The 13,161-nt window shown below is 70.9% G+C and carries 11 protein-coding genes; 6 read left to right on the top strand and 5 right to left on the bottom strand.

All coding sequences use genetic code 11. From position 1 onward, the window contains the following. Positions 1-595: glycerophosphodiester phosphodiesterase family protein (locus E1264_RS12965; protein WP_132173015.1), on the top strand; the 595-nt coding region annotated here is incomplete at its 5' end. Between the two features lie 194 nt (positions 596-789). Here the strand turns inward: E1264_RS12965 and E1264_RS12970 are convergent. Continuing rightward, positions 790-1,875, bottom strand: coding sequence for a magnesium and cobalt transport protein CorA (locus E1264_RS12970; RefSeq protein ID WP_132173017.1), 1,086 nt, complete (start codon positions 1,873-1,875; stop codon positions 790-792). A gap of 321 nt (positions 1,876-2,196) precedes the next feature. Here E1264_RS12970 and purD point away from each other — a divergent pair, with 321 nt between their 5' ends. The 5 genes from purD to E1264_RS12995 all read left to right on the top strand — a co-directional run bounded on the left by purD (position 2,197) and on the right by E1264_RS12995 (position 9,381). Then, positions 2,197-3,450, top strand: coding sequence for a phosphoribosylamine--glycine ligase (purD, locus tag E1264_RS12975; protein ID WP_132173019.1), 1,254 nt, complete (start codon positions 2,197-2,199; stop codon positions 3,448-3,450). A 52-nt stretch (positions 3,451-3,502) separates the two neighbouring features. Next, a complete protein-coding gene (gene purB, locus E1264_RS12980) occupies positions 3,503-4,813 on the top strand; it encodes an adenylosuccinate lyase (protein WP_132173021.1) in 1,311 nt (436 codons plus the stop codon). Between the two features lie 75 nt (positions 4,814-4,888). After that, positions 4,889-5,707: an MOSC N-terminal beta barrel domain-containing protein gene (locus E1264_RS12985; RefSeq protein WP_132173023.1), complete on the top strand. Its 819-nt coding sequence runs from the start codon at positions 4,889-4,891 to the stop codon at positions 5,705-5,707. Between the two features lie 298 nt (positions 5,708-6,005). Beyond that, positions 6,006-7,292 carry a UDP-N-acetylglucosamine 1-carboxyvinyltransferase gene (gene murA, locus E1264_RS12990; RefSeq protein WP_132173059.1) on the top strand — a complete coding sequence of 429 codons (1,287 nt, stop codon included), beginning with the start codon at positions 6,006-6,008 and terminating at the stop codon, positions 7,290-7,292. A gap of 757 nt (positions 7,293-8,049) precedes the next feature. After that, positions 8,050-9,381 carry a transcriptional regulator gene (locus tag E1264_RS12995; RefSeq protein ID WP_132173025.1) on the top strand — a complete coding sequence of 444 codons (1,332 nt, stop codon included), beginning with the start codon at positions 8,050-8,052 and terminating at the stop codon, positions 9,379-9,381. A 100-nt stretch (positions 9,382-9,481) separates the two neighbouring features. Here E1264_RS12995 and hisC read toward each other — a convergent pair whose 3' ends face one another. The 4 genes from hisC to E1264_RS13015 all read right to left on the bottom strand — a co-directional run bounded on the left by hisC (position 9,482) and on the right by E1264_RS13015 (position 13,096). Continuing rightward, on the bottom strand, positions 9,482-10,561 hold the full coding sequence (gene hisC, locus E1264_RS13000; RefSeq protein WP_132173027.1) for a histidinol-phosphate transaminase: 1,080 nt from the start codon (positions 10,559-10,561) through the stop codon (positions 9,482-9,484). Positions 10,562-10,605: 44 nt separating this feature from the next. Continuing rightward, the gene (locus E1264_RS13005; protein ID WP_132173029.1) at positions 10,606-10,899 is read right to left on the bottom strand and encodes a DUF6401 family natural product biosynthesis protein; all 294 of its coding nucleotides are present in this window, start codon (positions 10,897-10,899) and stop codon (positions 10,606-10,608) included. A 50-nt stretch (positions 10,900-10,949) separates the two neighbouring features. Next, the gene (locus tag E1264_RS13010) at positions 10,950-11,639 is read right to left on the bottom strand and encodes an NUDIX domain-containing protein (RefSeq protein WP_132173031.1); all 690 of its coding nucleotides are present in this window, start codon (positions 11,637-11,639) and stop codon (positions 10,950-10,952) included. 86 nt (positions 11,640-11,725) lie between these two features. After that, on the bottom strand, positions 11,726-13,096 hold the full coding sequence (locus E1264_RS13015) for a flotillin family protein (protein ID WP_132173033.1): 1,371 nt from the start codon (positions 13,094-13,096) through the stop codon (positions 11,726-11,728). Between the last annotated feature and the right edge of the window lie 65 nt (positions 13,097-13,161).

The raw sequence follows: 13,161 nt of genomic DNA on the forward strand, positions 1-13,161 counted from the left end.
ACTCCGCACCATCGACGCAGGCACCCGCCCCCACGACCGCTTCACGCAGACCCCGGTCCCCGGCGCCAGAATCCCCACCCTCACCGAGGCCTGCGAGCTACTGGCCCCAGCAGACATAACGCTCTCGGTAGAACTAAAAACCGACCCCACCTGGCCCCTGACCGAGATAGACGCCCTCCTCAACGCCACGGTGGACGTCCTGAAGGCCGCCGACCTGACAGCCCGAACCCGCCTCCTGGCCTTCGACTGGCGCGTCCTGACAAGAGCCCGAGACCACCACCCAGAGTTCGGCCGAGTAGCCCTCTACGAACGCAAAACCCTCACCGAGGACACCCCCTGGCTAGCGGGTCACTCCCCGGAGAACCCCGTCGCGTCCGCATCCGCAATCGGCGCGACGGCCATCTCTCCAGAACACGTCCTAACAACGCCCGCCCTGGTAGACCAGGCCCACTCCGCAGGACTCCCGGTCATCGTCTGGACAGTCAACGCCCCCGAAGACATGACCCGCTTCACCAAGTACGGCGTAGACGCGATAGTCACCGACTACCCCGACCGCCTCAACCAGCTCGCCACTGGCACGCACCTCGCAGACTGACCCGACGAGGGCTTGAACCCCAGCCGCCGGTTACGGGCAGGCACGCGGAGCGAGCGCCAGCGAGCGTAGCGGGCATGCCCGGCGCGCCGCGTCCCCGCAGCGCAGGGAGCGCCAGCGACCGGAGCGAGGAGACCCGTGCCGCGCAGCCGGGGGTCTGGGGGTCGCCCCCCAGATAGAAAAGGCCCCCCAATAAACTACAACCAGCCGTTTCTGCGGAAGCCTCTGTACAGGCTCAGACAGGCCGTCGCGATGACGGCGAGGATCATCGGGTAGCCGAAGCGCCATTGGGTTTCCGGCATGAAGTCGAAGTTCATCCCGTAGATCCCCGCTATGGCGGTGGGGACCATGAAGATGGCGCCCCAGGCGGAGATCTTCCGCATGTCGCGGTTGTCGGCGACGGTGACCTGCGTCATGTGGGCCTGCAGGATCGGGTTGAGGAGCTCGTCGTACGCCTCGACCTGCTCGCGGACGCGGGTGAGGTGGTCCTCGACGTCGCGCAGGTACTCCTTGATCTCGGCGGGGACGAAGCGGCGTCCCGACAGGTGGCGCAGCGGGCCGGCGAGGGGGCCGACGGCGCGCTTGAGCTGGATGACCTCGCGCTTGAGGCGGTAGATGCGGCGGGACTCGTCGGTCCGCTCGGGGGAGAAGACGGCCTCTTCGACCTCGTCGATGTCCTCCATGACGGCTTCGGCGACGCCGACGTAGCCGTCGACGACGCGGTCGGCGACGGCGTGCAGGACGGCGGCGGGGCCGAGCGCGAGGCGGCCGGGGTCCTTCTCCAGGTCGCGGCGGACGGGGCCGAGCGCGCCGTGCTTGCCGTGCCGGACGGTGACGACGAAGTCGGGCCCGCAGAAGATCATGATCTCGCCGGTCTCGACGACCTCGGCGCCGCCGGGCTCGCTGGAGACGTAGCCGACGGTCTTCATGACGACGAAGTGGACGTCGTCGTAGCGCTCCAGCTTGGGCCGCTGGTGGGCGTGGATGGCGTCCTCGACGGCGAGCGGGTGCAGGCCGAAGACCTCGGCGAGTTCGGTGAGTTCGGTGGCGGACGGCTCGTGCAGGCCGACCCAGACGAAGCCGGCGCTGTCGCCGTCGGCGGTGAGCCGGCCGTCGCGGATGAGGCGGACGGCGTCGGCGACGGTGTCGGTGGAGGCGCGGTGCCCGTCGATGTAGGCGGCCCAGTCGATGACGGCGGAGCCGCGGTGCGGGGCTTGGACGCCGGTGGGGCGGCCGCGGGTCTTGAACAGTGCGCGGCCCGGCCGGACACGTGTCATGGCCATGAGGTGCTCCTAACCCGCCGGCCACGCGCGCGGTGGCGCGCTCGACCCAGGCCGGTCAGCGAAGGGAGCGCGCGGTAACGGTGGCCGGACGCCGGATGAAGGCGGACGGTCGGACAGTCCTGCCCGGACTGTGAGGGTTTTCCGGCGAACTGCAAGGATCACCAGGACTCATCCCGACCACCTCCTTTCACGCGTCTCACGGCGAGCGGTAAAGCCTGTGGAAGCTTACCAGCCGACATTTAGGACGCCGCCCGCCTCGGCGAGGTTCACACGCCCCCGGTGTGACGGCCGCCTCAAGCCGTGCAAGTAAGCTCGCGTGGCGTGCGAGTACTCGTCCTTGGATCGGGTGGCCGCGAGCATGCGCTCGCGCGCGCCCTGCACCGTGACCCTGTCGTCACCGCCCTCCACTGCGCCCCGGGCAATCCGGGCACGGCCGAGATCGCGGACAACCATCAGCTCGATCCGACCGATCCGACGGCGGTGACGGAGCTGGCGGAGCGGCTGCGGGTCGATCTCGTGGTGGTCGGGCCTGAGGCGGTGCTGGTGGCGGGTGTCGGCGACGCACTGCGGAAGGCCGCGATCCCGTGCTTCGGGCCGGACCGGGCCGCGGCGCGGATCGAGGCGTCCAAGGCGTTCGCGAAGGAGATCATGGCGGAGGCGGGCGTGCCGACCGCCGACTCGCGGGTGTGCGACACGACGACGCAGGTGGAGGAGGCGCTCGACGCGTTCGGCCCGCCGTACGTGGTGAAGGACGACGGGCTCGCGGCGGGCAAGGGCGTCGTCGTCACCGGGGACCGCGCGGCCGCGTCCCGGCATGCCGCCGGGTGCGAGCGGGTGGTGATCGAGGAGTTCCTGGACGGCCCCGAGGTCTCCCTGTTCGCGCTGTGCGACGGGGAGCACGCCGTCCCGCTGCTGCCCGCGCAGGACTTCAAGCGCGCGTACGACGGCGACGAGGGTCCCAACACGGGCGGGATGGGCGCGTACACGCCGCTTCCGTGGGCGCCGCCGGAGCTCGTGGAGGAGGTCATGGCCAGGGTCGTGCAGCCCGCCGTGGACGAGCTGCGCCGCCGCGAGACCCCCTACGTGGGCGTGCTGTACGCGGGGTTGTCGCTGACGTCGAAGGGCGTCCAGGTGGTGGAGTTCAACGCGCGGTTCGGGGATCCGGAGACGCAGGTCGTCCTGGACAGGCTGGCGACGCCGATCGGGAAGCTCCTGCAGGCGTGCGCGATCGGCGGCCTCGACCCGGCGTTCCGGCCCGAGTGGCGTCCGGGCGCGGCGGTCACGGTCGTGGTGGCGGCCGAGGGGTATCCGGCCGCGCCGGTGAAGGGCGACGAGATCACCGGGCTGGCCGAGGCGGCGGAGGTCGAGGGCGCTTACGTGCTGCACGCGGGCACGAAGCTCGACGCGGACGGGCGGCTCGTCGCGTCCGGCGGGCGGGTCCTCAACGTCGTCGGCACCGGCGCCGACCTGGGCGCGGCCCGCGGCGCCGCCTACGAGGCGGTCTCGAAGATCGGCCTGCGCGGTTCGCACCACCGCTCGGACATCGCGCTGAAGGCGATCCAGACCAGGGCCTGAAACGCCGAGACCCGGGCGGACGGCGGGCCCGTCGGCCTGGGACAATCGTCGGGTGATCGAACGGTACACGCTTCCGGAAATGGGACGCGTCTGGAGCGACGCGCACAAGTACGAGCTGTGGTGCCGGGTCGAGACCCTGGTGGTCGAGGCCCACGCCGAGGCCGGCACGATCCCGCCGGAGGTGGTCGAGCCGGTCCGGAACGCGCCGCCGCCGACGCCCGAGGCGGTGCACGCGATCGAGGCGGTCACGCAGCACGACGTGATCGCGTTCCTGTCGGCGTGGGCGGACAACACCGAGCCCCGCGAGGCGGCCCGGTACGTCCACTTCGGGATGACGTCGTCCGACCTGCTCGACACGGCGCTGGCGCTGCAGCTCGTCGAGGCGACCGACATCCTGCTCGCCAAGGCCGACGCGCTCGTCGCGACCTTGCGCGACCACGCGCTCGCGCACAAGGCGACGCTGCGGGTCGGGCGCACGCACGGCATCCACGGCGAGCCGGACGTGTGGGGCCACCGCGTCGCCGACTTCGCGTTCGCCATGGCCCGGTCGCGGGACCGGCTGCGGCGGGCCCGCGAGGCCGTCGGGGTGATGGCGATCTCCGGCGCGGTCGGGACGTACTCCAACATCGACCCGGCCGTCGAGCTGCACGTCGCGCGCAAGCTCGGCCTCCGCTCGGCGGACGTGTCGACGCAGGTCGTGATGCGGGACGGCATCGGCGAGTGGGTGTCGGCGCTGGCGATCATGGCGACGGTGTGCGAGGCGATCGCGCTGGAGGTGCGGCACGGGCAGCGCACCGAGGTCCGCGAGCTGTGGGAGCCGTTCGGGAAGGGCCAGAAGGGCTCGTCGGCGATGCCGCACAAGAAGAACCCGATCATCTCCGAGCGGCTCGCGGGGATGGCGCGGATCGTGCGGGCGCAGGTCGTTCCCGTCCTGGAGGGCATTCCGCTGTGGCACGAGCGCGACATCTCGCATTCGTCCACGGAGCGGATCGCGCTGCCGGACGCGTCCATCGCCCTCGACTACATGCTGAACCTGACGAACCGCCTCATGTCCGGGCTCGTGGTCGATGAGGCGCGGATGCTGGCCAACCTCGAATCGACCGGCGGCCTCATCCACACCTCGACCGTCCTGCTGGAGCTGGTCGAGGCCGGGATGTCGCGCGACGACGAGGCGTACCCGCTCGTCCAGCGGGCCGCGATGGAGACGTGGGAGACCGGCGTCCCGTTCCGCGAGACGCTGCGCAGGCACGCCGCCGAGGCGGGCCTGAAGCTGGACGAGGCGCGCCTGGACGAGGTGTGCCGCCCCGAACGTTTCGTCGAGCGCCTCGCCCTCGTCTTCGACCGCCTGGCCGCCCTCCAGTAACCGCCCCTTCAGGAACCGCCACTCTTCAGTACCCGCCGCTCCCAGTAGCCGACCCCAGCCCCTTTGGGAGGGACCTTGACGGCGACGCTCGTCGAACTGAACGCCTACCCGCTCAAGGGCGGCGGCGGGACCGCGCTGCGCACCGCGGAACTGTCCGCCAGGGGCCTGCCGTTCGATCGTGAGTTCATGCTCGTCACGCCCGAGGGCCGTTTCCTGTCCCAGCGGGAACTCGCGGGGATGGCGTTGCTGCGTCCGTCCTATGACGGCGAGATCCTCACGGTCGACGCGCCGGGCGCCGCCTCACCGCTCGCCCATAAAGCGCTGGAGAGCGGCGAAATCCTGGACGTGACCGTCCACCGGAAGGAATGCCAGGGCATCGACCAGGGCGAGGAGGCGGCGGAATGGTTCACGGCCGTCCTCGGCCATGAGTGCAGGCTGGTGCGCTTCACCGGGCACCGGCCCACCCGCCATGGCGGCGGCGAGGTGATGTTCGCCGACGGCTACCCGCTGCTGCTCATCTCCGCCGAGTCCCTCGCCGACCTCAACGCGCGTCTGGACGAGCCGCTCCCCATGAACCGGTTCCGCCCGAGCCTGGTCGTCGAGGGGCTCGGCGCGTTCGGCGAGGACGGCGCGCGGCTGCTGCGCATCGGCGAGACCGTCATCGAGGCCGTCCGGCCGTGCAAGCGGTGCCTCGTCACCACCACCGACCAGGAGACCGGCGAGCGCGGCCGCGAGCCGCTGCGGACGCTCGCCACCTACCGCACCCGCGACGGCGGTATCCAGTTCGGCCAGAACTGCGTGCCCCGCCGTCTCGGCACCCTCACCCTCGGCGACCCGGTCGAGGTCCTCGAAGCCGCCGAGGCCCTGGACGGCGGCGAGGTCCCGCCGGTCTGATCAAGGCTTTTGCTTCGCCTCCATCGGGGAAGACTGAACTTTCTCCGCCTTGTGGGCATCCCAACGGACAGACTGAACACTTTCCTCCGGCCGGGGCGCAGGGGATGCCCACGCGGGCCGGCCGAGGAGGAGAGTGTTCACCAGATGCCCACGTGGCGCGGGCTGGGAGCCGACACACCCGGCCCGATGGTTTACTGGGGTCGCGTTGGCGCAGAGGGGGGACCGTTCGGCGCGCTCGGCCCTCGTGCTCCCACTTGCAGGAACTATCCGCACCGAGAAGGAGTAAGGCGGCATGAGCATGGGCCACGAGGTTCGCTATCGCGTGCGCGGTGGGCAACGGCTGCACGGCACCGTATTCGTCCAGGGCGCCAAGAACGCCGTACTGCCGATGATCGGCGCCTCGCTGATGGCCTCCAAGGGCCGGACCGTCCTGCGCAACGTCCCGATCATCGAGGACGTCCGGCGCGCCGTGGAGCTCGCGCGGGCCGTGGGGGCGAAGGCCGAGCTGCACGAGAACGAACGCACCCTCGTGATCGACGCGTCGTCGCTGAGCAGCCCGGTGCTGCCCGCCGACATCGCGTCCCGGTTCCGCGGCTCGTTCCTGTTCGTCCCCGCGCTGCTGCACCGGCTCGGCGAGGCGGTCATCGAGGGCGTCGGCGGCTGCAACCTCGGCAGCCGCAACCTCGACTTCCACTACAACGGCTTCAAGCGGATGGGCGCCACGGTCACCGAGCAGGTGGCCGACAACGGCGACGGCATCATCCACATCAAGGCCGGTGACCTGCGCGGCGGGACGCTCTACTGCGACACCCCCTCGCACACCGGCACCGAGAACCTGATCATGGCGGCGGCGCTGGCCCGCGGCACCACGCTGATCAAGAACGCGGCGCTGGAGCCCGAGGTGCTGGACAACATCGCGATCCTGCAGGCGATGGGCGCCAAGATCAGCGGCGGCGGCACCGGGTTCGTCACCGTCGAGGGCGTGGACGAGCTGACCGCCGTCGAGCACACCGTGATGCCCGACCGGATCGACGCGGGCGTGTTCGTGATGGCCGCCGCGATCACCGGCGGCGAGCTGAACCTCGTCGGCGCCACGCTGGAGCACCTCGGCGTCGCGGCCGACAAGCTGGAGCAGATGGGCCTGGAGTTCCACCAGCAGGGCGCGGTGCTGCAGGTCCGCCGCGACCGGACGCTGCGCCCGATCAACGTCATCACCGACGAGTACCCGGGCTTCGCCACCGACCTCCAGTCGCCGATGATGGCGCTGTCCTGCCTCGCCGAGGGGCCGTCCTACATCTACGAGCGGATCTTCGACGGCCGGTTCAAGCTGGCCGACGAGCTGACCAAGATGGGCGCCGACATCGAGGTGAACGGCAACCGGGCCAAGGTGAACGGCCCGCGCGGCCTGCGCGGCGCCGAGGTCGAGGCCCATGACCTGCGCTGCGGCAGCGCCCTCGTCCTCGCGGGCCTCGCCGCCGAGGGCGAGACGACGATCACCTCCGCCTACTACCTCGACCGCGGCCACGCGCACACCGCCGAGCGCCTGTCCCAGCTCGGCGCCGAGATCGTCCGCGAGGCCGACTAGGCCCCGGCGACCGCGCGCCCGAGGCGGTTCCGGGACGGGACGGCGAATCGGCCGAATGTGGCCCCGTCCTGACCAACTCGGGAGTAGCGCCTGACGGATCGTGTAACGGCGGGCCGGGAAATTGTTCAGCAGTGCGTGATCAGGTGATCACTTATCGCTGTGGTGGACGCGTCCCGGCCCGCCGGTTCGCGTCTCACTGAGCTGGGAAGAGACACGGTGGAACGGTCCCGATCGGACGGACCGTAACGCGGTAGAAAATCACCGAGCCCGCCGATCGGCCCGGCCGTAACGGATCACTCGTCTTTCCGGCCCGACCGGCATCGGGACGGACGGGTTTCGGCCTTGCGTAAACCAAACCCGCGCTCCGCGGGTCTTCACTGTGCGCAACAGCGCCAGAACGGTCGTCCGCGGATGATTTCGGGTCTTGTTTTTCAACTTCGGACGACCGAAGATGCAGGATCATGGCTGGCCGAATGGTGACAAATTACTGACTAGGGGGTCGCGTAGGTTACTTTTTCGCAGCACTCTTGATTCGATTTCGGGTCTGAGCGTCACACAACGGTGCCCTGACCCGATCTGCCCTCAAGGGCCCTCTCCGCTTACAGGTGGCGGGTGGGGGCTGAGGGACGGCCAAGCGGTGCTGGGTCAGAAGGCAGGGGCTACATGCCATGAGTCAACGGTTGGGCGGAGCGTGCGCGAACGCGTGGTCGGGGCCGGACCCCCGCCGAGAGGATGGACCGGAAGCGAGCGATCATCGATGACGGCCGCACGAACGGGGTCGGTCACCCCCGACCTCACGATCGGCGTCGTGGGCCCCCATGACCTGGTCGAAAGGGTCATGCTGATGGGCCACGGCCCCACGCCGGTACCAAGCCGGCTGGTGGCCGCCGCCTACCGAGACGAGCAGGAGGCCGCCGACAAGGTCGTGCGGCTGGGATCGGGCGTGGACGTGTGCCTGTTCGCGAGTCCCGTCCCCTACGACTTCGCACGGAAAGCGGGCGTCCTCACGATGCCCGCCACCTACGTGCCGCTGAACGGCGCCGCGCTGCAGGGCGCATTACTGCGGGCCTCGCTCGACGAGCGCTTCGACCCGTCCAGGGTGAGCATCGACGTGCTCGGGCGCGCCGAGGTCGAGGAGGCGTACTCCGAGATCAGCCTCGGCACCGAGCAGGTGCATCTGCGCGAGGAGGCCGCCGGGCCGGGCACGCTCGCCGCGTTCCATGAGCGGCTGTGGCGGCGCGGCGCGACGACCGTCGCGATGACCTGCGTACACGCCACCGCGGAACGGATGGAGATGGCGGGTGTCCCGACCATCCGGGTCCGCCCGACCGGTGCCGCGATCCGCAGCTCCCTGCAGACCGCCGCGCTGCTCGGCGCGCACCACCGCCTGGAGGAGTCCCAGCTCGTCGTCGTGCTGGTCGACGTCCCCACCCTCCGCGAGACGCCCCGCCGCGTCACCCCCCGCTACTGGCGCGACGAGCTGAAACTCGCCCTCCACCGCGTCCTCCTCCAGGAGGCGCACCGGATGAACGCGTCCGTCTGGCCACTGGACGACCACAGCTACCTCGTCATCGCGACCCGCGGCTCCGTCACCGCGTCCACCGAGGGATTCCGGACGCCCCCGTTCGTCGAACGCGTCCGCGAGGAGCTCGGCCTCGCCATCGAGGTCGGCATCGGCATGGGCCGCACCGCGCACGAGGCGGAGAACCACGCCCGCGCCGCCCTCGCCCGCTCCCAGAGCTCCCAGCGCGCCCAGGGCTTCGCCCTGGACCGCGACGGCCGCGCCCTCGTCCCGGCTCCGCGCACCCCGCCGCGCACGCAGCCACAGGCCAAGCCCAAGGGGCTGGAGATCCTCGCGCGCCTGGCCGACAAGCTCGGCGACCAGGAGCAGCCGCTGATCGTCGACGCGGAGAACGCCGGCAAGATGCTCGGCGTCACCCCGCGCACCGCCCGCCGCCTCCTGCGTACCCTGGTCGAGGAGGGCCTCGCCTGGCCGCTCCCGCCGAACCGGACGCCGCAGCCCGGCCGTCCGCGCCAGCTCTACCGCCTGATCGTCGAGAAGCTCGGCCCCACGGCCAAGACAAGCTGACGAGGGCGACGCGGCAGGCCCCCGGACGCGACACGCGCGTCCGGGGGCCTGCCGAACCGCTCAGGGGCCCGCGCTCAGGGCCCGCGTCTGGGGCCCGCGCTCAGTTGCGGTGCGGGAAGGACTTGGCCACGGCCAGGAAGGCGTCGTTCTCCTCGGGCGAGCCGATCGAGACGCGGGCGCCCTCGCCGGGGAACGGGCGGACGCTGATCCCCTGCGCGTCGCAGGCTTCGGAGAACTCCATCGTCCGGGGGCCGAGGCGCAGCCAGACGAAGTTGGCCTCGGTGGGCGGGACCGTCCAGCCGTCGGCGATCAGGGCGTCGCGGACGCGGTCGCGCTCCTTCACCGTCCCCTCGACGCGCGCCAGCAGCTCGTCGGTGGCCGCCAGGGACGCGATGCCCGCGGCCTGCGCGACCGAGTTCACGCTGAACGGCAGGAACGTCTTGCGGATCGCCCCGGCCACCAGCGGGTGCGCGACGAGGAACCCGATCCGGAGCCCGGCGAGCCCGTAGGCCTTGGAGAACGTCCGCAGGATCGCGAGGTTCGGGCGGTCGCCGTAGAGGGTGAGGCCGTCCGGGACGCCGTCGTCGCGGACGTACTCGCGGTACGCCTCGTCCAGCACGACCAGGCAGTCGGACGGGACGCGGTCCAGGAACGCCTCGATCTCCGGCTTCCGGACGATCGTGCCCGTCGGGTTGTTCGGGTTGCAGAGGAAGATCAGCCGCGTCCGGCTGGTGATCGCGGCGGCCATCGCGGTCAGGTCGTGCGCCTCGTCCCGCAGCGGCACCTGCACGGCCGTCGCGCCCGACAGCGACACCAGCAGCGGGTACGCCTCGAACGACCGCCAGGCGTACACGACCTCCGCGCCCGGCTCGGCGACGGCCTCCAGAAGCATCTGCGTCATGCCCACGGATCCGCAGCCGACCGCCACATGGTCGGCGGGGACGCCGCAGAACTTCGCGATCTCCTCGGTCAGCGCGGTCGCGTTGTTGTCCGGGTACCGGTTGACGTTCCGCGCCGCCTCGCCGATCGCGTCCACGACCGACGGGAGCGGACCGTGCGGCGACTCGTTCGACGACAGCTTGAACGAGCGGCCCTCGGGCGACACCACGACCTTGCCGGGCTTGTAGGCCACGAACCGGTCGAGGACGGAGCGGAAGCGCGGAGTGGTTGCCTCGGACACCGTTGTCCTCCAGTTTGCGATGCTCAGGGGTGATGATCCCCAGCCTACGCAGCGTCCCGCATCATCCAGCAAACCGCCACAATCCGGACGAACTCCCAGTCGCGGGTGTCATCAGGCCACCAGCCGCGGTTGAACGCGTCCTCGGCGAAATCATGCAGGTAGCCCATCAGCTCGTCCTCGCCGGGCGGCTCGCCCGGCGCGCCGAGTTCCTCCCGCAGGCCCGCCACATGCTGGTCGACGGCCGCCGCCAATCCCGGCGATCCGGCCATCTCCGCGACGCCGGCGTCCCCGATGTCCCGGACGAGCAGGCTGAGCATTTCGGACGACTCACCGTTCATAGCCAGCGAAAATAGCAACCGTCCCCCGATGCCCGCGACATCACCCCAGCTCAGGCACCAAGATCGCGACCGCGGGGCCGGAGCATCGGCGGGCGCAGCTGCTCGGCGTCCCCGCGCCGGTACAGCCGGGCGGGGCGGCCGCCGTCCCGCGTCGTCGTCCGCTCCGTGGGGATGAGGAACCGGTCGGCGCCGGTGACCTTCCGGTGGAAGTTCCGCGGGTCGAGGCTCGTCCCCCAAACGATTTCGTAAACCCTGCGCAACTCCGCGACGGTGAATTCCGGTGGGCAGAACGCGGCGGCCAGCGACGTGTACTCCAGCTTCGCCCGCGCGCGCTCCATCCCGTCGCACAGGATCCGCCGGTGGTCGAAGGCGGCCCTGTCCTGGTGGACGAGATCGTCCACGGCCGTCCACAGCACCTGCGCGCGGCTCGAAGCAGGCAGGTCAGGCGCCAGCCCCAGATAGGCGACGCTCACCACCCGCTGCCGAGGGTCACGATCGGGATACCCGTACGTGGCCAGCTGCTCCAGATGGATCCGGACGTCGGCCAGCCCCGCCCGCTCCGCCATCAGCCGCGACGCCGCCGCGGGAAGATCCTCGTCCAGCTGGATGAACCCGCCGGGCAGCGACCACGCGCCCAGGTACGGGTCACGGTCGCGCCGCCACCGCAGGGCGCACAGCCGCTGCTCCCGCACGGTGAGCACGACGAGATCGACGGAGACGGCGAGCCGCGGGACGGACATGCCGGAAGTCTATTGGGGGGTTCGGACCCCCCGATGGAAATGAGAAGGCCCGGCTCCAGGCCGGGCCTTTCACGGAACACGCGACGTCACTCGTCGTCGTTCTTCTCCTTGGGCGCCTTCTCCTGCGGGGCCTCCGCCGGCACCGTCGCGGCGACGGCCGGGGCGTGGCCGTTCTGCGGGTTGCCGTCCGGGACGTTCAGGTTGCCGAGGAGCTGGCGGGCCACGCCGAGGCCGGTGCCGCCGAGCGTGAGCGCCTTGGCGAGCATGTCCTCGATGCCCTGGGCGCCGTTCAGCACGACCATGTTGTCGACGTTGCCGAACACGCCCGCGCCCGCCTCGACGATCTGCGGCCACTGCTCGGCGAGCTGCTGCGCGATGACGGCGTCGGTGTTCTTGGCCAGCGCCTCCGCCCGCGCCTTGATCGCCTCCGCCTCCGCGAGACCCTTCTGGCGGGTCGCGTGGGCTTCGGCCTCACCGCGCAGCCGGGTCGCCTCCGCCTCCCGCTGCGCCCGCAGCTGGATCTCGGTCGCCGCGGCCTGGGCCTGCGCGATGCGCTCCTCGCGCTCCGCCTCGGCCAGCTTGACCTGCTCGTACGCGCGGGCGTCCGCGGGCTTGCGGATCTCGCTCTCCAGCCGCTTCTCGGTCCGCTCGGCCTCCAGCTCGGCGTTGCGGGTCTCCCTGGTGATGACCTCCTGGCGGGCCTGCTGCTCGGCCTGCTTCACCTGGCCGTCGTACTCGGCCTTCTTGATCTGGGTGTCGCGGATGACCGCCGCGTTCTCCCGCTCGGTCTCCTGCTCCCGGACGGTCGCCTCCTGGTTCCGCTCGGCCTCGGCGATCCGGGCGGCGGCGGCGACCCGGGCCGCGTGCGGGCGCCCGAGGTTGCGGATGTAGCCGGTCTCGTCGTCGATCTCCTGTATCTGCAGCGAGTCCACGATCAGGCCGAGCTTGCTCATCTCGTCGGCGGCCGACCCGCGGGTCTCGGACGTGAGCCGCTCCCGGTTGAGGATGAGGTCCTCGACGGTGAGGTTGCCGATGATCGAGCGGAGGTGGCCGGTGAACAGCTCGTGGATGGCGCCGTCCATCGACTTCTGCTGCTCCAGGAACCGGCGCGCGGCGTTGGCGATCGAGACGAAGTCGTCCCCGACCTTGTAGATGACCACGCCGCGGACCTTGACCGGGATGCCCTGCTGCGTCACGCAGTTCACTTCGAGGTTGGAGGCGCGGCTGTCCAGGCGCAGCCGCCGGGACGTCTGGAAGCCCGGCATGACGGCGGTCCCCTTGCCCGTCACGATCTTGAACCCGAGGCTGTCCACACCGTCGATCGGCTTGGACCGTGCGCCGAGACCCGAGATGATCAGCGCCTCGTTCGGCTCCGCGACCCGCCAGACCAGCTTGAACAAGATGATCAGAACAATGAGGGCGACGACGGCTGCGATCGCCACCACGAGCACGGGCATGACGGCCTCCTCTTCGGTTGTGCGCGGCCGGCCCCCGTGATCAGGCGCGCCCGCGTTTTCCAGTA

Origin of the sequence: Actinomadura sp. KC216 (assembly GCF_004348535.1) — a bacterium.
Lineage (GTDB): Bacteria > Actinomycetota > Actinomycetes > Streptosporangiales > Streptosporangiaceae > Spirillospora.

Excerpts from the sequence above, each read along its gene's own strand:
- E1264_RS12970 (WP_132173017.1), bottom strand. The coding sequence starts at position 1,875 with ATGGCCATGACACGTGTCCGGCCGGGCCGCGCACTGTTCAAGACCCGC.
- murA (WP_132173059.1), top strand. The coding sequence starts at position 6,006 with ATGGGCCACGAGGTTCGCTATCGCGTGCGCGGTGGGCAACGGCTGCAC.
- E1264_RS12995 (WP_132173025.1), top strand. The coding sequence starts at position 8,050 with ATGACGGCCGCACGAACGGGGTCGGTCACCCCCGACCTCACGATCGGC.
- E1264_RS13005 (WP_132173029.1), bottom strand. The coding sequence starts at position 10,899 with ATGAACGGTGAGTCGTCCGAAATGCTCAGCCTGCTCGTCCGGGACATC.
- E1264_RS13010 (WP_132173031.1), bottom strand. The coding sequence starts at position 11,639 with ATGTCCGTCCCGCGGCTCGCCGTCTCCGTCGATCTCGTCGTGCTCACC.
- E1264_RS13015 (WP_132173033.1), bottom strand. The coding sequence starts at position 13,096 with ATGCCCGTGCTCGTGGTGGCGATCGCAGCCGTCGTCGCCCTCATTGTT.